This is a genomic window from Streptomyces ipomoeae 91-03 (assembly GCF_000317595.1).
GTDB lineage: Bacteria > Actinomycetota > Actinomycetes > Streptomycetales > Streptomycetaceae > Streptomyces > Streptomyces ipomoeae.
The window spans coordinates 37,487-57,928 of the sequence record NZ_AEJC01000621.1 but is presented as its reverse complement, the minus strand read 5'-3'; the positions used below and the strand labels follow the sequence as shown (position 1 = coordinate 57,928).

18 protein-coding genes are annotated in these 20,442 nt (G+C 71.7%); 10 read left to right on the top strand and 8 right to left on the bottom strand.

Annotated elements, in window-relative coordinates; genetic code table 11:
* Window positions 1–4 precede the first annotated feature (4 nt).
* The 9 genes from STRIP9103_RS40270 (at window position 5) to STRIP9103_RS40230 (ending at window position 10,584) form a co-directional block, all read left to right on the top strand.
* Window positions 5–847, top strand: a complete 843-nt coding sequence (locus tag STRIP9103_RS40270; protein WP_009337968.1) for an amino acid ABC transporter permease — start codon at window positions 5–7, stop codon at window positions 845–847.
* Complete coding sequence (locus STRIP9103_RS40265; protein WP_009337939.1) at window positions 844–1,725, top strand: amino acid ABC transporter ATP-binding protein; 882 nt, start codon at window positions 844–846, stop codon at window positions 1,723–1,725. Before STRIP9103_RS40270 ends, STRIP9103_RS40265 begins: the two co-directional genes overlap by 4 nt.
* A gap of 10 nt (window positions 1,726–1,735) precedes the next feature.
* Entirely contained in the window at window positions 1,736–2,827 is a 1,092-nt protein-coding gene (locus tag STRIP9103_RS40260) for an amidohydrolase family protein (protein ID WP_048821890.1), read from the top strand.
* Between the two features lie 306 nt (window positions 2,828–3,133).
* A complete protein-coding gene (locus STRIP9103_RS40255) occupies window positions 3,134–3,988 on the top strand; it encodes an ABC transporter permease (protein WP_048821884.1) in 855 nt (284 codons plus the stop codon).
* Window positions 3,985–4,884: a carbohydrate ABC transporter permease gene (locus STRIP9103_RS40250; RefSeq protein ID WP_009338043.1), complete on the top strand. Its 900-nt coding sequence runs from the start codon at window positions 3,985–3,987 to the stop codon at window positions 4,882–4,884. The genes STRIP9103_RS40255 and STRIP9103_RS40250 overlap by 4 nt, the downstream gene beginning before the upstream one ends.
* A gap of 55 nt (window positions 4,885–4,939) precedes the next feature.
* Window positions 4,940–6,589 carry an extracellular solute-binding protein gene (locus STRIP9103_RS40245; protein WP_009338053.1) on the top strand — a complete coding sequence of 550 codons (1,650 nt, stop codon included), beginning with the start codon at window positions 4,940–4,942 and terminating at the stop codon, window positions 6,587–6,589.
* Window positions 6,590–6,718: 129 nt separating this feature from the next.
* Window positions 6,719–7,822, top strand: a complete 1,104-nt coding sequence (locus tag STRIP9103_RS40240) for a LacI family DNA-binding transcriptional regulator (RefSeq protein ID WP_009337980.1) — start codon at window positions 6,719–6,721, stop codon at window positions 7,820–7,822.
* 92 nt (window positions 7,823–7,914) lie between these two features.
* Window positions 7,915–9,807, top strand: a complete 1,893-nt coding sequence (locus STRIP9103_RS40235; RefSeq protein WP_009338060.1) for a DUF2264 domain-containing protein — start codon at window positions 7,915–7,917, stop codon at window positions 9,805–9,807.
* 123 nt (window positions 9,808–9,930) lie between these two features.
* A complete protein-coding gene (locus STRIP9103_RS40230) occupies window positions 9,931–10,584 on the top strand; it encodes a hypothetical protein (RefSeq protein WP_009337963.1) in 654 nt (217 codons plus the stop codon).
* Between the two features lie 52 nt (window positions 10,585–10,636).
* On the opposite strand, the gene cobC is transcribed toward STRIP9103_RS40230, so the two are convergent.
* From cobC to cobM, 6 genes are read right to left on the bottom strand one after another with little or no spacing between them, the layout of a single operon-like run.
* Window positions 10,637–11,797 (bottom strand): Rv2231c family pyridoxal phosphate-dependent protein CobC, encoded by a 1,161-nt coding sequence (gene cobC, locus STRIP9103_RS40225; protein WP_009337955.1) that lies wholly within the window; start codon window positions 11,795–11,797, stop codon window positions 10,637–10,639.
* Window positions 11,787–12,725, bottom strand: a complete 939-nt coding sequence (locus tag STRIP9103_RS40220) for a sirohydrochlorin chelatase (RefSeq protein ID WP_009338064.1) — start codon at window positions 12,723–12,725, stop codon at window positions 11,787–11,789. The genes cobC and STRIP9103_RS40220 overlap by 11 nt, the downstream gene beginning before the upstream one ends.
* Window positions 12,722–13,324: a precorrin-8X methylmutase gene (locus STRIP9103_RS40215; RefSeq protein ID WP_009338024.1), complete on the bottom strand. Its 603-nt coding sequence runs from the start codon at window positions 13,322–13,324 to the stop codon at window positions 12,722–12,724. The genes STRIP9103_RS40220 and STRIP9103_RS40215 overlap by 4 nt, the downstream gene beginning before the upstream one ends.
* Window positions 13,321–15,093 (bottom strand): precorrin-3B C(17)-methyltransferase, encoded by a 1,773-nt coding sequence (cobJ, locus tag STRIP9103_RS40210; protein ID WP_009338045.1) that lies wholly within the window; start codon window positions 15,091–15,093, stop codon window positions 13,321–13,323. Before cobJ ends, STRIP9103_RS40215 begins: the two co-directional genes overlap by 4 nt.
* On the bottom strand, window positions 15,090–16,349 hold the full coding sequence (locus STRIP9103_RS40205) for a bifunctional cobalt-precorrin-7 (C(5))-methyltransferase/cobalt-precorrin-6B (C(15))-methyltransferase (RefSeq protein WP_009338021.1): 1,260 nt from the start codon (window positions 16,347–16,349) through the stop codon (window positions 15,090–15,092). The genes cobJ and STRIP9103_RS40205 overlap by 4 nt, the downstream gene beginning before the upstream one ends.
* Window positions 16,346–17,230, bottom strand: a complete 885-nt coding sequence (cobM, locus tag STRIP9103_RS40200; RefSeq protein WP_048821881.1) for a precorrin-4 C(11)-methyltransferase — start codon at window positions 17,228–17,230, stop codon at window positions 16,346–16,348. Before cobM ends, STRIP9103_RS40205 begins: the two co-directional genes overlap by 4 nt.
* Window positions 17,231–17,409: 179 nt before the next feature.
* Here cobM and STRIP9103_RS40195 point away from each other — a divergent pair, with 179 nt between their 5' ends.
* Window positions 17,410–18,138 (top strand): ZIP family metal transporter, encoded by a 729-nt coding sequence (locus tag STRIP9103_RS40195; protein ID WP_009337957.1) that lies wholly within the window; start codon window positions 17,410–17,412, stop codon window positions 18,136–18,138.
* A gap of 65 nt (window positions 18,139–18,203) precedes the next feature.
* Here STRIP9103_RS40195 and cobI read toward each other — a convergent pair whose 3' ends face one another.
* Both cobI and STRIP9103_RS40185 read right to left on the bottom strand, forming a co-directional pair.
* Entirely contained in the window at window positions 18,204–18,953 is a 750-nt protein-coding gene (cobI, locus tag STRIP9103_RS40190; protein WP_009337974.1) for a precorrin-2 C(20)-methyltransferase, read from the bottom strand.
* Complete coding sequence (locus STRIP9103_RS40185; RefSeq protein ID WP_086019385.1) at window positions 18,950–20,440, bottom strand: cobyrinate a,c-diamide synthase; 1,491 nt, start codon at window positions 20,438–20,440, stop codon at window positions 18,950–18,952. Before STRIP9103_RS40185 ends, cobI begins: the two co-directional genes overlap by 4 nt.
* Window positions 20,441–20,442: the final 2 nt, after the last annotated feature.

Sequence of the window (20,442 nt, the reverse complement as noted above, 5' to 3'; positions counted from 1 at the left end):
ACCCATGGCTGATACCGACACCACGGACGTACGGCTCCAGCCGAGGAAAAAGGGCCTGACCCGCAGTCAGAAGCGCACGCTGTCACGCGGCGCGCAGTACGCCGTCTTCGTCACCGCCGTGATCGCCTTCGCCGTCTCGGCCGACTGGGACCGGCTGAAGAACCAGTTCGCGCAGGCGGACATCGCCGACCAGATGTTCCCGGACGTCATCACACTGGCGCTGAAGAACACCGTGCTGTACACGCTGTCCGGCTTCGTCGTCGGACTCGTCCTCGGCATGGTCATCGCGTTGATGCGGCTGTCGTCGGTGGGGCCGTACCGCTGGTTCGCCGGTGTGTACATCGAGATCTTCCGGGGGCTGCCCGCCCTGCTGATCTTCATCTTCATCGGTGTCGCCGTACCGCTCGCCTTCCCCGGCACGGAGATCCCCGGCGGCACGTACGGCAAGGTCGCCCTGGCGCTGGGCCTGGTGGCGGCGGCGTACATGGCGGAGACGATCCGAGCGGGCATCCAGGCGGTGCCCAAGGGCCAGATGGAAGCGGCCCGTTCGCTGGGCTTCTCGCCGGCGAGGGCGATGATCTCGATCATCATCCCCCAGGCGTTCCGGATCATCCTTCCCCCGCTCACCAACGAACTGGTCCTCCTCTTCAAGGACTCCTCACTCGTGCTGTTCCTCGGCGTCACCCTGGAGGAGCGCGAACTGTCCAAGTACGGGCGCGACCTGGCCAGTACGACCGCCAACTCCACGCCGATCCTCGTCGCCGGTCTGTGCTATCTGCTGGTGACCATCCCGCTCGGCTTCGTCGTACGCCGCATGGAGGCGAAGGCCCAGGAGGCCGTGAAATGAGTACCAGGGCAGAGATCCAAGTCCGCGGCCTGCACAAGTCGTTCGGCGACAACGAGGTGCTGCGCGGCATCGATCTGGAGATCGGCCGGGGCGAGGTCGTCTGTGTCATCGGTCCGTCCGGCTCCGGCAAGTCGACGCTGCTGCGGTGCGTGAACCTCCTGGAGGAGCCCACCAAGGGCCAGGTCTTCGTCGGTGGAACGGAGTTGACGGACCCCGACGTCGACATCGACGCCGTACGCCGCCGTATCGGCATGGTCTTCCAGCAGTTCAACCTCTTCCCGCACCTCACGGTGACCGAGAACCTCACCCTGCCCCAGCGCCGGGTCCTCGGGCGGGACAAGGCGACCGCCGCCGAGGTGGCCGCCGAGAACCTGGCACGGGTGGGCCTCGCGGAGAAGGCGGACGCCTACCCGTCCTCCCTCTCCGGCGGCCAGCAGCAGCGCGTGGCCATCGCCCGCTCGCTGTCCATGGGCCCCGAGGTGATGCTGTTCGACGAGCCGACCTCCGCGCTCGACCCGGAACTGGTGGGCGACGTCCTCGCCGTCATGCGCATGCTCGCCGACGAAGGCATGACGATGATGGTGGTGACCCACGAGATGACCTTCGCCCGCGAGGTCGCCGACCGCGTGGTCTTCATGGACGGCGGAGTGATCGTCGAGGACGGCACCCCCGCCCAGGTCATCGGCGACCCGGCCCACGAGCGGACCCGCCACTTCCTGTCCCGCCTCCTCGACCCGGCGATGGCGCAGGTGGAGGAGGAGACGTCGGACCGGATCGGCAAGAGCGACCAGGACCAGTCCGGCCTCCCCCGTACACGCACCCGCACACGACCGGATCCAGACCGATCCGGCCCCGACCGATCGGCCGCCGGTCACTAGAGTGCCGTACATGAGCGATCACGCGGTGCTGCATGTGAAGGGCCGGGTACTCGTCGGTCCGGACGAGGTCCGTGACGAGCTGTGGGTGGTCGGCGGGCGGGTGTCGTACGAGCGTCCCGTCGGTGCCCGGGACGTCCGTACCGTCGAGGGCTGGGCCCTGCCCGGGCTCGTCGACGCGCACTGTCATGTCGGGCTCGGGGCGCACGGCCCGGTCGACAAGGACGAGGCGGAGAAGCAGGCGCTGACCGACCGGGACGCGGGCACGCTGCTGATCCGGGACGCGGGGTCGCCTTCCGACACACGCTGGATCGACGACCGGGACGACCTCCCCGAGATCATCCGGGCCGGCCGGCACATCGCCCGCACCCGCCGCTACATCCGGAACTTCGCCCACGAGATCGAGCCGGAGGAACTGGTCGCGTACGTCGCGCAGGAGGCCCGGCGCGGTGACGGCTGGGTCAAGCTGGTGGGGGACTGGATCGATCGCGGCGTCGGTGACCTGACCGCGTGCTGGCCCCGGGAGGCCGTGGAGGCGGCGATCGCGGAGGCGCATCTGCTGGGCGCCCGGGTGACCGCGCACTGCTTCGCCGAGGACTCGCTGCGGGACCTCGTCGAGGCCGGCATCGACTGCATCGAGCACGCGACCGGGCTGACCGAGGAACTGATCCCGCTCTTCGCCGCGCGCGGCGTGGCCATCGTCCCCACGCTGGTCAACATCGCCACCTTCCCGTCCATGGCGGCCGGCGGCGAGGCCAAGTTCCCGCGCTGGTCCGCGCACATGCGCCGGCTGCATGAGCGCCGCTACGACACCGTCCGCTCCGCCTACGACGCCGGAATCCCCGTCTACGTCGGCACCGACGCCGGCGGCTCCCTCGCCCACGGCCTGGTCGCCGCCGAGGTCGCGGAACTGGTCACCGCCGGAATCCCACCCGTGGACGCCCTCGCGGCGACCACCTGGGCGGCCCGCCAGTGGCTCGGCCGCCCCGTCCTCGACGAGGGCGCCCCCGCGGACCTGGTGGTCTACGAGACCGACCCACGCGCGGACGTCCGGGTCCTCGCGGCCCCACGCCGAGTGGTCCTGAACGGCCGCGTCATGAGCTGACGGCCCCGCGACCTCGCCGCCGGCCCCGTCGACCGGGCCCGACTCACCGCACGAGGCCGGACGGCCGCCGGCGGCGAGGGAACTCCGGCAGTCTCGGCAGTCAACGGCTTTCTCTGTCAGGGCCGTTGACTGCCGAATGAAACCGTTTTAACTTCCCCTGGACTCGACTTCGAGGCATGAGGGGGACCCGTGGCGGCCGTACTACGGGAACACACAGGTACAGAGGAAGTCAGCGAGGATCGACGCCCGGCGGGTGATGCGCAACAGCGGCGAAAGCGTTTCCAATCACGGTCGCTGCTGTTACTGATGCTCCCCGGCCTCGCCTACTTCCTGCTCTTCCACTACGGCGCACTGGCCGGCAACCTCATCGCCTTCAAGGAGTACGTGCCGTTCGACGGCATCTGGGGCAGCCCCTGGGTCGGCGCGGGCAATTTCCGGCGGATGTTCGAGGACGGGGCGTTCTGGGCGGCCGTTCTCAACACGCTCTGGATCGCCGTCCTCCAGCTCGTCTTCTACTTCCCGGTGCCGCTCGCCCTCGCCCTGCTGCTGCACAGCCTCACCTGGAGCACGGTCCGCCGCTTCGTGCAGTCGGTGGCGTATCTGCCGCACTTCATCTCATGGGTGATCGTCGTCGCCCTCTTCCAGCAGGTGCTCGGCGACACCGGACTGCTCAACTCCTCGCTGGACACCATGGCGTTGAGCACCGTCGACATCATCGGCGACCCGGACGCCTTCCGGCCGCTCACCGTCGCCCAGGTCATCTGGAAGGACGCCGGCTGGGGCACGATCATCTTCCTCGCCGCGCTCTCCCAGGTCGACGAGCAGCAGTACGAGGCCGCCGCGATCGACGGCGCGGGCCCCTGGCGGCGCTTCTGGCACGTCACGCTGCCCGCCATCCGCCCGGTGATCGTGCTGCTGCTGATCATGCGGCTCGGCGACATCCTCTCCGTCGGCTTCGAGCAGATGCTCCTCCAGCGCGACGCGGTCGGCCCGGAGACCGCCGAGATCATCGACACCTTCGTCTACTACCAGGGCATCGTCGGCGGCGACTACGGATTCGCCGCCGCCGCGGGCCTGTTCAAGGGCGTCATCGGCGCCCTCCTCGTCTACGCCGCCAACAAGGTCGCCCACCGGCTCGGCGAACAGGGGGTCTACAAGTGAGCGCCCACGCCCGAAACTCCGCCCGCCCCGGCTGGCTGGAGAAGCCGAAGCCGCTCACCCAGGCGGCGAAAGCCGTCGCCCTCGCCGCCGTCGTACTGCTGGTCTGCGTACCGTTCCTGGTGATCGTGTCCACGTCCCTGGCCTCCACGGACGAGGTCGTCGCCAACGGCGGCTGGGTGCTCTGGCCGACCGAGCCCTCGCTGGACGCCTACCGCGACATCCTCGACGGCGGCATCGTCACCCACGCGCTCGGCGTCAGCGCCGGCGTCACGGTCGTCGGCACCCTGCTCAGCCTCGCCTGCACCGTCACCCTCGCCTACGCGCTCTCCCGCCCCGGCGTCCTCGGCGGCAGGCCGGTACTGCTGCTGATCCTGTTCACGTTCCTCTTCCCGCCCGGCATGATCCCGAGTTTCCTGCTGGTCAAGGAGCTGGGCCTGCTGGACAGCTACGCCTCGCTGGTCCTGCCCGTCCTCGTGAACGTCTTCAACCTGGTCGTTCTGCGCGGCTTCTTCCAGGGCATCCCCGAGGAGCTGTACGAGGCGGCCCGGCTGGACGGGGCGGGGGACTGGCGGGTGCTCGTCTCGATCGTCCTGCCGCTGTCGAAGGCCGCGCTCGCCGTCGTCGGACTGTTCTACGCGGTGGCGTACTGGAACTCCTGGTTCTACGCCTCGCTGTACCTGGAGAGCGACCACTGGCCCCTCCAGCAGGTACTGCGGACCTACGTGGTCGCCGGGTCCGGGCTCACCGACGCGACGACCGGCGAGGCCACCGTCACCGCACCGCAGACCGTGCAGATGGCGGTGCTCGTGCTCGCCACCGTACCGATCCTGCTCGTCTACCCGTTCCTGCAGAAGTACTTCACGAAGGGCGTGCTCACCGGCGCCATCAAGAGCTGACACAAGCCGACACGGCTGACACAAGCCGACCCAGCCGACACGAGGTGGTTCACCCATGCCCCGCATGTCCCGCCGCACGTTGCTCCGCTCCATGGCCGTCGGTGGCGCCGCAGCCGCCGCCCCCTCCCTGCTGACCGCCTGCTCCACCGGCTCCGGCGACAGCGACGTCTCCAACGTGGGCAAGAAACTCGCGCCCTGGCCGACGTACACCCCGGCGGGCGGTCCGAAGCCGGACCTCGCGCCCACCGGGGCCGGCGTCCAGGCGGGCTACACCGCCTACCCGTCCGACCTGGTGAAGTCCGTCTCCCGTACACCGGGCGACGGCTCGACGGTCAAGGTCATGTCGGTGTCGTTCGGCACCCCGCCCAAGCCGGCCTCGGCGAACCGGTTCTGGGCGGCCGTGGAGAAGGCCCTCGGCGTGAAGATCGAGTACATGATCATCTCCCAGGCGGACTACCAGAAGAAGATGGCGACCGTCATGGCGGGCGACGCCGACGCCCTGCCCGACATCATCAACCTCTTCTCCGGCTTCGTCCTGCCCCGCGAACCCGAGTTCGTGCGGCGCCGGGCCGAGGACCTCACCCCGTTCCTCTCCGGCGACGCCATCGCCGACTACCCCAACCTCGCGAACATCCCCACCCACGCCTGGCGCGACATGGGCCGCATCGGCGGCCGGATCCACGGCATCCCCCTGGAACGCCCCCTGCCCGGCTCCACGCTCTGGCTCAACCAGGACATGTTCACCGACGCCGGCATGCGGGAGGGCTGGACCGCCGACGACTTCGCCGCCGTCGCCAAGAAGGCGACCGGCGGCCGTACCTACGCCCTCGGCGCCGCCGCCGGCTCCCTCTTCGGCAACGCCGTGCACGCCGCCGCCCACAACGCGCCCATGGCATGGGCCGTCACGGCGGACGGCACCTTCGAGCCCGCGTGGACCGACGAACGCTACAAGGCGGCGATCGCCTTCCAGGCCCGGCTGCGCAAGGACGGCTCCTACCACCCCGACGCCACCTCGGTCTCCCAGATCGACCTGACCACCCTCTACTACAACGGCACGGTCGGCTCCATGCAGGACGGCTTCGGCGCCTATCTGCCCAAGTACCGCGAGAGCAGAGGCAAGCTGACCCCGGCGGCGGCCCTCCCGTACAGCGTCGGCGGCGAACCCGGCGGCATCGTCGCCGCCCGCCGCTCCTTCGGCTACACCGTGCTGAAGAAGGCCAAGAAGGAACGCGTCGAACTGCTGCTCCGCATCCTCGACTACCTCGCCGCCCCCTTCGGCAGCCAGGAGTGGGAACTCGTCCACTACGGCGTCGAGGGCACCCACTTCACCCGCGCCGAGGACGGCTCCCCGCAGGCCACCAAGCTCGGCGAGGTCGAGAACAACACCAACCTGCCGCTGAAGTACCTCGCCGAAGGGCCGCAGGTGCTGTTCGTGCCGGGCATGCCGGACGCCGTACGGGCCCTGCACACCTGGCAGCGGAAGGTCGTCCCGCACGCCATCCGCGACGCCTCCTTCGGACTGCAGTCCGCGACCAAGAACGCGCAGGGTGCCACCCTCAAGGCCCTCATCGACGACACCGTCACCGGCATCGTCGCCGGCCGGCTCCCGCTGTCCGAGTGGGACGCGACGGTGAAGAAGTGGCGCCGGCGCGGCGGCGACAGAATGGCCGAGGAATTCGCGCTGGACCACGCGGCCAACACCTGAGCCCCGCAGGGGCGAGCCGCATCAACCAGGCAGCGGCGGGCCGTACGACAGCCGGGGCAGCGGCGGGCCGGGCGGAGCAGGTCGCGGCCGGTACCGCGACAGCCGCCGGTGGAAAGGGAGACGTGGGGGATGGAGAACGACATGGTGTCCAAGGGACCGGGGGCCAAAGGACCGGCGGCCAAGGGGCGGGTCACGATCCGGGAGGTCGCCGAGCGGGCCGGGGTGTCCGTGGCCACCGCCTCCCGCGCGCTCAGCGGGAACCACCCGGTGCCCGCCGCCACCCGGGCCCGCGTCCTGCGCGCCGCCCGCGACCTCGACTACGTCGCCAACGCCCACGCCCGCGCGCTCGTCGGCGGCGGCCGGAAGATGGCCGCCGTCGTCGTACGACAGGTCACCAGTCCCTTCTACGCCCAGGTCGCGGAGGGAGTGGAGGCGGAGGCCGCCGACCGTGGCTGGCTCTGCGTCGTCGGTGCGACCGGCGGGGACCCGCAGCGCGAGATGGACTTCGTACGGCTCATGCGAGAGGAAGGGGCGCGGCTCGTCATCCTGGTCGGTGGCGTCGTCGAGGACGACGCGTACCGCTCGCGCGTCGCCCACTACGCGCAGGCCCTCGACGCGTCCGGGGCGCGGCTCGTGCTCTGCGGGCGGCCCGCCCCCGACCCCGACATCCCGGCCCTGGTCGTCGAGTTCGACAACGAGGCCGGGGCCCGTGCCATCACCGGGCATCTTCTCTCCGCCGGTCACCGCCGCGTCGTCTTCCTCGGCGGGCTGCCCGGGAACACCGCGCTCGACGCCCGGGTCGCCGGGTACCGGGCGGCTCTGGCCGAGCACGGGCTGCCGCCGGAGGCCGCGCATGTCGTCGACTGCGGGCTCGGACGGGCGAACGGGCTCCGCGCGATGGGTGAACTCCTCAAGGGGCCACGGGAGTTCACGGCTGTGGTGGCCGGGGACGACATGGTCGCGGCCGGGGCGCTCCGCGCGATCGCCGAGGTGGGGTTGCGCGTTCCCGAGGACATCTCTGTGGTCGGGTACAACGACATTCCGCTGGCGGAGGACTTCAATCCGCCGCTCACCACGGTGCGTACTCCCGCGGAGGAGCTGGGGCGGGCTGCTGTGCGGATCGCTTTGCGTGACCCTGAGCATGCGGCCGGTTCGCATCACTTGCTGGGTACGCACATTGTTGTGCGGCGGAGTGTTGCGGCACCCTCACGCTCCGCTCGAAGGCCGTCGTGAGGGTGCGGGTCGTTTGTGGCTGGTCGCGCGGTTCCCCGCGCCCCTTTGGGGCGCGCTGCACTTGACCTGACAGATGGAGGAGCCAACCCCCTATGACCGCGCCGCATGTGTCCCTTCCAGACGACTCGACGCGCTTGTTCCCACCCACCGACCACACCCTCTCCCCCCTCACCGGCTGGACCCGTGCCCACTGGGAGGCCATGGCCGACCGTCTTCTGGACGGTCTGCTTCCTTACGCCTCACCCACGTTCGCCCAGTACCGGCTCCCCGGGCCGCCCAGCCACTCCGGGCCCTGGTCCGACGGGCTCGAAGGCTATGCCCGCTCCTTTCTTCTCGCCGCCTTCCGGATCGCGGGATCACAAGGACGCGTGAACCCGACCCTCGTCGAGCGGTACGTCGCCGGGCTCGGTGCCGGTACCGATCCGTCCCATCCCGAGCACTGGCCGCCCATCACCGACCGGGCCCAGCCCATGGTCGAGGCGGCCTCCATCGCCATCGGCCTGCACGAGTCCCGGCCGTGGCTGTGGGACCGGCTCGACGACGCCGTACGGCAACGGGTCGTCGAGTGGCTCGGTGGGTTCGTCGGCGCCCATGTCAACGACTCCAACTGGCGGCTCTTCCAGGTGATCACGGAGGAGTTCCTGGCCTCCGTCGGCGCCCCGCACAGCCGGGCCGAGATCGACGCCGGGCTCGCGCGGCTGGAGGACTGGTATCGGGGCGGGGGGTGGTACACCGACGGGGACGGGCGGAAGTTCGACTACTACAACGGATGGGCGCTGCACCTCTACCCGGTGCTGTGGGAGCGGATCGCCGGTTCGCGGGCGGACGCGGCCACCGTGACCCGGCACCGAGCCCGGCTGCGGGAATTCCTCGCCGTTCATCAGCACTTCTTCGGCGCCGACGGCGCGCCCGTCCACCAGGGGCGCTCACTCACCTATCGTTTCGCCACCACCGCCCCGCTCTGGGCGGGCGCCCTCGCCGACGCCACCCCGCTCCCGCCGGGCCTGACCCGTCGCCTCGCCTCGGGTGCGCTGAAGCACTTCGCCGAGCGCGGTGTGCCCGACGAGCGGGGGCTGCTCACCCTCGGCTGGTACCGGCCCTACCTCCCCGTCACCCAGCGCTACTCGGGTCCCGCCTCCCCGTACTGGGCGAGCAAGGCCTTCCTGGGGCTGCTGCTCCCCGAGGACCACCCGGTGTGGACGGCACCGGAAGAGGCCGCCCCCATCGACACGGCCGACGTGACCCTGGCGCTGCCCGCCCCCGGCTGGCTGTTGCACTCCACCGCCGCCGACGGGCTCGTACGGCTGGTCAACCACGGCAGTGACCGGTTGCCACCGACGCCCGCCTCGGCCGAGGACAGCCCGCACTACGCGAAGTTCGCCTACTCCAGCGGCACCGCGCCCGAGACCCCGACCGGCCCCGACAACCACCTCGCCCTCCTCGGCCCCGACGGCACCCCGTCCCCGCGCGGTCGTATCCACCCGCTCGGCGTCGAGGGCCGTCGCGCCGCCTCCTGGCACGAGGCCCTGGGCCACCGGATCGAGACGGTGAGCGTGGTGCACGGTCCGTGGGAGGCACGGGTGCACCGCCTCGACGTACCGCCGGGTACACGGGTGCGGGAAGGGGGGTGGGCGGTGGCCGACGACACGGCGCCGCCCGTGGGGGAGTCCGGGCCGGGGCCCCGGGCGCTGGCCCGCCGTGCGGACGGGCTGACCAGCGCCATCGTGGGCCTGCACGGCTGGAACGGGGCCGGTGCCGTCGTACACGCCCTCGACGCCAACGCGTACGGGCACCACTCGGCGACGCCCGTGCTCGAAGGAGACGCCGCCCCGCTCCTGGTCACACTCGTCGTGCTCAGCGGCGATTCGCGGGTGTCGCACTCGGGGGCGAGCGCGGCCGTCGGCGTCGACGGGAGCGTGGAGATCCGCTTCCCGGACGGCACCAGGGAGCGGGTGCTCGGTGATGAAACGCCGTATGTGTCCTGAGTGTTGACGCTCCCCAAGGGGCAGTGGCCGAAGGGACAATTTTGGGGAACCTGTGAGATCCCTAGCTTGGTTGCGCACCGCACGTCCGTCTCAGTCGTCCAGCCCCATCACAGGGAGACATCCGTGCTCAACCGCTCACCCCTCTTCCGCAGACTGTCGTCCTTGGCGGTCGCGGGGGCCGCCATGCTCGCGGTCCTCGCCCCGGCCGGCGCCGCCTCCGCCAGCAGCGCTTCGGCTGTCGCCAAGAAGACCGAGACCACGGTCGCGAAGCAGGAGTCCCAGGCCGCGGCTGCCGTGAAGCTCCGCAAGTTCTACGACTGGCGCTTCCACGTGAAGCCCAACAACGCCAAGTACATCGGCCGGCCCTGGAAGGCCAGCGAGCCGATGCAGGAACTGAAGAAGTGCTTCAACTGCACGTTCCCCGTGAAGAACGCGCCGAAGAAGTACCCCAAGGAGGGCCAGCTGATCAAGCTGAAGGCCTGCGCGGCCGGCCCCTTCGGCTGCAAGAACGCACCGGTCAAGTTCTATTCGAAGGGTGTGAAGAACGGCTGGTACTTCGTCGCGCAGAAGGGCCACTTCGACGGCGCGGGCTCCAAGGTCTACTTCCAGTTCTACAACGAGAAGAAGACCGGCTACCTGATGCTCCACGTCTGGGCCTACGTCGCGAAGCCGACCGTTCCGGACAGCGTCAACAAGTCGTTCGCGCGCGGCAAGTGGCAGGACTTCAACCACAAGATGGGCGTGAAGATGCACTGCAAGCACAGCTCGCTGTGCTGACGCCCTGACATCTGACCGACCTGGTCCCGGCGGACCGTTGAGCCCCCTCCGCTCAGCGGTCCGCCAGTGTCATGGCCTGGTCCAGCGCCTGGAGGAAGCCGTTGATCGTCGTGCGGTCCCGGACCGCCAGGCGCAGCCACTCCTCGTCCAGCCCCGGGAAGGTGTCACCGCGGCGCACGGCGAAGCCGAGGGTGCGCAGATGGCGTCGTACGGCTGCCGCGCGGGGGAGCCGGACCAGGACGAACGGGCCCTCGGCGGGCTCGGCGACGACCAGACCGTCGGGGCCGAACTCCTTGAGCCCGGCGACCAGATGGGCGCGAGCGGCGGCTGTGCGGCCGGCCGCCTCGGCCGCCTCCGCCAGGGCCCGGTCCGACACACACGCCTCGGCCGCCGCGAGGGCGGGCGTGGACACCGGCCACAGCGGCTGGGCCCGCTCCAGCTCCGCGATCGTCTCGGGCGCGGCGAGGACATAGCCGATCCGCAGCCCCGCGAGCCCCCAGGTCTTGGTGAGGCTGCGCAGCACGACGAGACCGGGTATGTCCGTCCGCCCGGCCAGCGCCTCGCGCTCACCGGGCACAGCGTCCATGAACGCCTCGTCGACCACCAACGTCCGCCCGGGGCGCGCCAGTCGGGCGATCACCCCGGCCGGGTGCAGCACCGACGTCGGGTTGGTCGGGTTGCCGACGACGACCAGGTCCGCGCCCTTCGGCACGGCCGCCGGGTCGAGGCGGAAGCCGTCCGCCGCCCGCAGCAGCACCCGGTCCACGGTGTGCCCGGCGTCCCGCAGCGCGGCCTCCGGTTCCGTGAACTGAGGGTGCACCACCACCGGGTGACGGACCTTCAGGGCACGCGCCAGCAGCACGAACGCCTCGGCGGCGCCCGCCGTCAGCAGCACCCGGTCCACCGGCAGCCCGTGCCGGGCCGCCACCGCCGCCCGGGCCGCCCGCCCGTCGGGGTAGGCGGCCAGCCCGGTCAGCGACGCGGCGATCCGCTCCCGCAGCCAGCCCGGCGGTGTGTCGGCACGGACGTTCACGGCCAGGTCGATGAGCGCGGCCCCGCCGTCCCGGACCTCGGCGTCACCGTGATGCCGCAGGTCGTGACCTTGATGCCGCGGATCGTGGCCGTGCCGGTGCGAGTCGTGACCGGGCTCTTCGCGGCCTCGGTCCCCGTGGCGCAGGCTGTGCCCGCCGGCCGTGTCCCGTTCAGTGTGCATGTGAGTGCGAGTGTCCCCCGTGGTGATGGTGATGCCCGTTGCCGTGGTGGTGGCCGTCGTCGTCCGGGTGGAAGTGCGGCTGCTGCGGCATCCCCACCTTGTCCTCGAAGCCGGGCAGCGCGACGCGGTAGACGCAGGAGTCGCAGTTCATGCGCAGATCGCCCTCCAACGCCTCCCGGTACCGCTCCATGACCAGATCCAGCAACTCCGGCTCCGGCCCGATGACATCGGCCGACCGTACCTCGATCTCCGGATGCGCGGCGGCCCAGCCCTCGGTCTGCTGCCGCACCCGGTCCGGCAGGATGCCGGTGAACAGGAAGTACGGCAGCACCACGATCCGCTTCGCGCCCAGCCGCACACACCGGTCGAGGCCGCTCGGCACATCCGGCGCCGCCAGCGACACGAACGCCGTCTCCACGCCCGCGAATCCGCGCCCCTCCCACAGCAGCCGGGCCGCCTTGTACACCTCGGCGTTGGCGTCGGGGTCCGTCGACCCCCGCCCGACCAGGAGCACGGTCACATCCGCCCGGTCGCCCGGTGTGCGCCCGGCGGAGCCCAGCGTCTCGTCCAGCCGCCGCTCGAGGACGCTCAGCAGCGCCGGGTGCGGGCCCAGCGGACGGCCGTAGGTGTACGAGATCCCCGGGTGCCGTTCCTTCTCGCGGGCCAGCGCCGCCGGGATGTCGCCCTTGGCGTGCCCGGCGGACACCAGCATCAGCGGTACGGCGGCGAACCGCCGCACCCCCCGCTCCACCAACTCGGTGACCGCGTCGCCCAGCGGCGGCGGGGACAGCTCGATGAAGCCGCCCGCGACGGGCAGTTCGGGGTGGCGGCGTCCCAGCTCCCCGACGAACTCGCGGAACGCCTCGGCTCCCGCATCGTCCCGGGTGCCATGACCGGCGATGAGCAGGGCGGGCGGCGGGGTGGTCACGATTTCTCCTCAGGATCGGGATCGGTATGGGAAAAAGGGTGGTACAGCAGGGCGTTGAGCGCGGCGGCGGCCACCGCCGACCCGCCCTTCTCGGACACATTGCTGACGGCGGGCAGCCCGCTCTCCCGCAGCGCGGCCTTGGACTCGGCCGCCCCGACGAACCCTACGGGCAGCCCGATGACGAGCGCGGGGGAGGCGTCCAGGGTGAGCAGCTCCTCGAGCGCGGTCGGCGCGCAGCCGATCACCCACAACGCCCCCGGCCCGACCTGCTCGTACGCCAGCCGGACCGCGTGCGCGGAGCGCGTCAGCCCCGGCCCGGCCGTCGCGTCCTTGAGCCGGCAGACGGTCTCGCGGCGCGTGATGCCCGCCGCGACCATCTCCACGTCCACGACGACGGGCGCTCCGGCGTGCAGCGCGGCATGCGCCTTCCGCAGCGCGCCCTCGTCCATGACGAGGTCGTCCGCGTACTCCAGATCGGCCGCGGAGTGGATGACCCGCTCCACGACCGCCCTGGTCAGCGGCGGGAAGTGCGAGGTGTCCAGGCGGGCGCGCAGCCGCCGGAAGGACTCCTGCTCGATGGGGTGGACCACCCGGTTCATCCCGCCGCCTCCTGGGTCTTTGTCCGGGTCTTCGTCCGGGGCTCCGTCTGTGTGTCCGTCTGCCAGCGGTAGCCGCGCGGCGTCACCATGCGCCCCGCGATGGTCCGGGACGCCGTGTTGCCCACGGTCACCACGGTCATCATGTCGACCGTCGCCGGGTCGAGTGCGGCCAGGGTCGTCACCCGGGCGGATTCGTCCGGCCGCGAGGCCTGCCGTACGACACCGACCGGCGTCGTCGGCTCCCGGTGCTCGGCGAGGATCGCGAGCGCCTTCGGCAACTGCCAGTCCCGGCCCCGGCTGCGCGGGTTGTAGAACGTCACCACGATGTCCGCCTCGGCCGCCGCACGCACCCGCCGCTCGATGACCTCCCACGGCGTATGCAGATCGGAGAGGCTGATCGACACATGGTCGTGCCCGAGCGGAGCCCCGAGGATCGCGGCGGCGGCGAGCGCCGCCGTCACGCCCGGAACCCCGATCACGTCGATGTCGTCGGACGCCTCCGCGAGCGCCGGCGACGCCATGGCGTACACCCCCGCGTCCCCGCTCCCGATCAGCGCGACGGCATACCCCTTACGCGCCTGAGCCACGGCAGTCCGCGCCCGCTCCTCCTCCGCGCCGAGCCCGGACTCCAGAACGCGGGTGCCGGGTCGCAGCAGATCCCGGATCTGGTCGACGTACTGATCCAGCCCGACGAGCACGGAGGCGCCTTGGAGCTCGGCCTTGGCGCGGGGCGTCAGCAGATCCCGCGCACCGGGTCCGAGCCCCACCACCGCGAGCCGCCCACGCGCCGGCCGCCGCACGACCGCACAGGTCGCCATCGCCGGCCGCCCGTCAGCCCGCTCCGACTTCCGCTTGGCGACGAGGAGTTCACCCCCGCGTACGAGCGCGGCGGCCTCCGCGACGGAAGGGGTGCCCACGGCAGCGAGCGGCGCGTCGGAGGGGTTCGGCACCTCGACCGCCGCCAACTCCTCGGCGGAGTGGGTGACCAGGGGCACGCCCAGGCGTTCGGCGGCCTCGACGATGCCGGGTTCGTCGGCCTTGGCGTCGACGGTGGCGATCTCGGCGAGGGACTTGGGGGAGAGGCCGGCGTCGTGGAGGGCTTTCTCGACGAGAGCGAGTACTTCGTCGACGGGGGCGCCCTTGGAGGCACCCACGCCGACGACGAGGGAGGGAGGACGGAGGACGACCTGGCCTTCGGCGGGCTCAAGCACGCGGTCGGTCACGCGTATCACGGGGGCTTGCCGTGGTGCCCGGCTTCGCTGTGACGCCGAGTGCCCGACGTTCGACGGCAACGCGGGCAGAGGCCAGCCGATCTCCAGGTCCAGCTCCACAGCCTCCCCGTCGAGCACGGCCCGAGACACCCCGGCCACATCGCCCTCGACCGGCAGCCCCAGCGTGTCCAGCCCCGGCACCCCCACCGCATCCGTGGCCGTAGTGATCACCGGCTCCGCGCCCAGCAACTCACCCACCTCACGGGCGAGTTCATTGGCACCCCCACCATGCCCGCCGATCAGCGAGACGGCGAACCGCCCGCCCTCGTCGACGCACACCACACCGGGGTCGGTCGCCTTGTCGGCCAACAGCGGCGCGAGCACCCGTACCGTCGCCCCCGTCGCGAGGAAGCACACCAACTGCTCGCACTCCCCGAACGCGCGCCGCACGGCATCCCGTACGGGCCCCTCGTAGACACGCGTCCGCTCGGGCCACGCCGAGGCGAGCCGCTGGGCGGCAACGGCCCCCGCGGCGGTCGCGGAGATCAGGCCGATCACCGGTCAACTCCTTCGTTGTGCGCCGGAGGCCGAACGCCCCACAGCAGAAATACGGGATTGGTGGCGGCCAGCCGGGTCACGTTCCCCGGCAGCGGCGCCAGCCGGGACGACTGCAGCAGTACACCGTCACAGGTGAACCCGGCGGAGAGCAGCGCCTCCCGGGCCGCGGGCACCCGGTCGAGCGCGGCCATGGCGACCACCACGGTCCGCCGGGCGCGCCGCGCGCACGCGGTGACGACGGCGGACAGTTCGCGGCCCCCGCCGCCGATGAACACGGCGTCGGGGTCCCCGTGCAGGCCGTCCAGCGCGTCCGGCGCCGTACCGTGCACCACATGGACGTCGACGCCGTGCGCGGCGGCGTTGGCGTGGACGCGCGCCACGTCGTCCGCCGCCTTCTCGACGGCGGTGACGGCCGCGCCGAGCCGCGCGCACTCCACGGCCACCGAACCGGAGCCCGCGCCGACGTCCCACACCAGATCCCCGAGCCGCGGCCCGAGCCGGGCGAGCGCGAGGGCCCGTACCTCCGACTTGGTGATCATCGAGTCGCGGTGCGCGAACTCGCCCTCGTCGAGGGCCCATCGGGAGGGAGCTAGACGCCCGCCCCCGGCGACGGTACGCATCGGAGCGACCGTACGGCCCTCCTCCTCGACACCGAGGCACAGTACGACGCTCACCGCCCCGCCCCAGTCGCGTCCGGCGGCCTCGGCCGGAGTCACCCGCTCGACCCGCTCGTGCTCCGGGTCGCCCAGCGCGGACGCGACGACGAGCACCCGCCGAGCGCCCACCGCGTGGAGCCCCGCGCCCAGTTCGGCGGGACCCGCGCCCGGCCCGGTCAGCACCGCCACCTTGGGTCGCGCCCGGCACACGTTCAGCGCGGTCCGCAGCTCACGTCCATGGGCGCTCACCACGACCGCGTCGTCCCAGGTCAGCCCCAGCCGCGCGAACGCGGTGGCCACGGACGACACCCCCGGCCGTACGTCCAGCGCGTCGGCCCCGAACCGCTCGGCCAGCGCCCGCACGATCCCGAAGAACCCCGGGTCACCGGAGGCGAGCACGACGACCCGCTCGCCCATGTACTTCTCGATCACATCGAGCGCGGGCGCCAACGGCCCCAGCACCACCCGCTCAGCGGCCTCCGGCAGCCGCGCCGCCTCCAGATGCCGCCGCCCGCCCACGACGAGCGCCGCCTCGGCCAACACCGCCTCGGCGTCCGGGGGAAGGGGCGCCCCCGTGCCCGTACCGATGACGCTGATCACGGCGTGGCACCCTGTTCCCGCGACTCACGACCCGACTCACGACGTGTCTCACGAGCCGCTTCCCGGTTTGCCTCACGCAGGGCCTTGCGCGCCGCCGGGTCCGCCTTCCGGTACCCGTGGAAGTGACCCGGGTGGTAGAGGTGCGAGCGCGTGCCGTGGGCGTCGAGGGCCGGGCCGACCAGGAACAGCGTGTGCTTCCACAGCTTGTGCTCCTTGACGGTCTCCTCCAACGTGCCGATCGTGCACTTCACGACCAGTTCCTCGGGCCAGGTCGCCTGGTACGCCACCACGACGGGCGTCGTCGTCGGGTAACCGCCCTCCAGCAGCTCCCGCACCAACTGCCCACTGCGCGCGGCGGACAGGAACACCGCCATCGTCGTACCGTGCCGCGCGAACTCCCGTACGTCCTCGCCGGGCGGCATGGGCGTCTTGCCCCCGCCGAGCCGGGTCAGGATCACGGACTGCGCGACCTCCGGAATCGTCAACTCCCGCTGCGCGAGCGCCGCGACGGCGGAGAAGGAGGACACCCCGGGAACGACCTCGGCGGCGATCCCGATCTCCCGGCACCGGTCCAGCTGCTCCTGCGTACCACCCCACAGCGCCGGGTCCCCGGAGTGAATCCGCGCCACCTTCAGCCCCTCGGCGAGGGCCCGCTCGTACACGGCGACGACGTCCTCCAACGACATGGCCGCCGAGTCGAGTATTTCCGCGCCCTCGCGCGCGTGGTCGAGGACCTCCGCCTGGACCAGGCTGGCCGCCCAGATCACGACATCGGCCTCGGCGATGGCTCGCGCGCCCCGAAACGTGAGCAGATCAGCAGCCCCGGGCCCGGCCCCGACGAAGGTCACTTTGGCGGAGGGGGTATCGGTAGCGGGGGTCATCGTGCCTCTTCCGGTGATGTGGCGCGCCCCTCAAGGGGCGCGGGGCTGGGACATTCGCGGCTCCGCCGCGTGGGCGCGACCAGCCACAACGAACCTGCAGCCGAAAACGGCCCCCTCAAGGGCACTCCAGCTCGGGGCGCCGCGAACGCGGGGCCCGGCTCATCCGGTAGCAAAGGAACATGGCGGTCTTCGTAGCGCTCGGCGCCTTCCTCATGACGTTGCTCGGCGGCTGGACGGCACAACGCGTGACGGACCGCCGCCATCTGGTGCTGGGCCTGGCCGGCGGCCTGATGCTGGGCGTGGTCGGCCTGGATCTGCTGCCGGAGGCCCTGGAGGCGGCCGGCGACGCGGTCTTCGGCGTACCGGCCGCCCTGCTGCTGTTCGTCGCCGGCTTCCTCCTGGCCCACCTGGTGGAACGCCTGCTGGCGGCCCGGCAGGCCGCGCACGGTGCGGAGGAGCACAATGGCCGTGCCCCGCAGGTGGGTCTGACGGCCGCCGCCGCGATGGTCGGCCACAGCGCCATGGACGGCGTGGCGATCGGCGCGGCCTTCCAGGTCGGCGGGGGCATGGGCGTGGCGGTCGCGCTGGCGGTGATCGCTCACGACTTCGCGGACGGCTTCAACACGTACACACTGACGAGCGTGTACGGCAACGCCCGCCGCCGAGCGATCGCGATGCTGGTGGCGGACGCGGCGGCCCCGGTACTGGGCGCCGCCTCCACGCTCTTCTTCACGATCCCGGAACAACCCCTCGGCTGCTATCTCGGCTTCTTCGGCGGCGGACTGCTGTACCTGGCCGCCGCCGAGATCCTCCCCGAGGCCCACCATGAACACCCGGCCCGCTCCACGCTGCTGTGCACGATCGCCGGGGCGGTGTTCATCTGGGTGGTGGTGGGAGTGACGGAGTGAACGCGAGGCTGCCGGGCGCCGCGCACCGCAGCCGGGCTCGCCCCACACCGGCGCACCGGGAACGCTCACAGCTTGCCGCCGCGTCCACCGCCGCGCGGGGCGGGGGCGATGAGGGTGGAGAGATAGGGCAGCGGACGACCGTCCAGCTCCCCGGCGGCCTGGATGGACTCCTCCGCCAGCCCCAGCGCGGACCCCCACACCGCGTCGTCGATCCGCCCGGTCTCGCGCAACGCCTCGGCGACCTCCGCCGCCTGCCGCCCGAACTTGTACGCGACGACGGTCCCCGGCCCGTTGAGGGCGTCCTTCAGCACGGCCGCCCCCGCCGTCACGGGCACGAGCGTCAGCGGCTCGGTCCCTTCCGTCAGCACGGCACCCGAGCGCGCCGCGAGATCCTGCATGGCGGTGATGCCGGGCACGGTCTCGACGACGGTCCCCGGTACGACCTCTGCGATCGTCTGCGCGAGATACGTGAACGTGGAGTACACGTTCGGGTCACCGATGGTGGCGAAGGCGACGCTGGAACGCGTGCGCAGCAGCTCGGCGACCCGTTCCCCGGCAGCGTCCCAGGCGGCCTCCCGCCGCGCCCGGTCGGTCCGCTCGTTCAGCGCGAACACCACGCGTACGACCTTGTCCGCCGCCACATAGTGCAGCACGGTCGCCTCGGCACGCCCCGGCTCCCCGCCGTCCTTTCCATCAAGTGAGCCCATGACGGGCACGACGACGACATCGGCGTCCCGCAAAGCGTTGACACCCTTGACGGTCACCAGCTCCGGGTCACCCGGCCCGACGCCCACTCCGATCAACCTGCTGCTCATGACGTCCGGCACCTCTCCACGAACCGACGGGCGACACCGGGCTCCGACGCCCAGTGCGTGTGCAGATAACTCGCGTGCGCACCCCGCTGTACAAAACCTTCGACCCGCCGCGCGGGCGCCCGTACGCCCCAGGCGGGAGCCGCCCCGGCTCCCGGCTCGACGACCGTCCGATGAAACTCGTGCCCCCGCATCCGGGTCCCGGCCGCCGCGAGCACACTGTCACTGACGGCCACGGCGTCCCGATACCCGAGGGTGAGCCGCGAGTCCATCCGAGCGGTCGCGTCGAGCACCCCGCACATGGGCTGCCCGTCCAACTCCCGGCAGAGGTAAAGCAGCCCCGCACACTCGGCGGCAACGGGCGCCCCACCCGACGCCAGCTCACCCACGGCCTTCCGCAACGCCTCATTGGCGGACAACTCGGCGGCGTACACCTCCGGAAACCCACCCCCGATGACCAACCCGCGAGTCCCGTCGGGCAACTGCTCATCCTTGAGCGGATCGAAGACAACGACTTCGGCCCCGGCGGCGACAAGCAACTCGGCATGCTCGGCATAGGAGAAGGTGAACGCGGGACCACCGGCGACGGCGACGACCGGCGCCGCGGCGACGATTGGTGCTCCGACTCCGGGCACCTTCTTGGCCGGCCCCGGCAGAATCAGCCTGTCCGGCGTTTGAGGACGAGGCCGTTCAGACCGAAGCGGGGCTCTGGGCGCGGCAGCCCCCAGAGACGGGGCCGAAGAAACCAAAGCCGCACCCGCATCCCAAGCCGCACCCGACAACGCCCCCGCACCGCGTGCCAGCGCGACCAACGCCTCCAGATCGCACCCGCCCGCCACCTGCGCACCCATCGCCGCGACCGCCTCCACGGCACGAGCCCGCCGCTCGGCAACCGGCACCAACCCCAAATGCCTGGACGGCGTATCCACCTGCGGAGCCCTCCGCAGCACACCCAACACGGGCACCCCGACCGACTCCAACGCCTCCCGCAACAACTCCTCATGCCGATCCGAGGCGACCTTGTTGAGGATCACGCCCCCGACCCGCACCTCCGGATCCCACGAGACGAACCCGTGCACCAACGCCCCCACCGACCGCGACTGCGACGACGCGTCCACGACCAACACCACCGGCGCCCGCAACAACTTCGCCACCTGCGCGGTGGACGCCAACTCGCCCTCCCCGGCGGCCCCGTCGTACATCCCCATCACACCCTCGACGACGGCGATGTCGCACCCGCGCGCGCCATGCGCGAACAGGGGCGCGACCAACTCCGGCCCGCACAGATACGCGTCGAGGTTCCGCCCCACCCGCCCGCAGGCGAGCGCGTGATACCCGGGATCGATGTAGTCCGGCCCCACCTTGTGCGGGGACACGGCAAGCCCCCGCGCGGCGAACGCGGCCATCAACCCCGTGGCGACGGTGGTCTTGCCGCTGCCCGAGGAGGGCGCGGCGATGACCAGCCGGGGGACGGAGGACGAGGAGGACATGG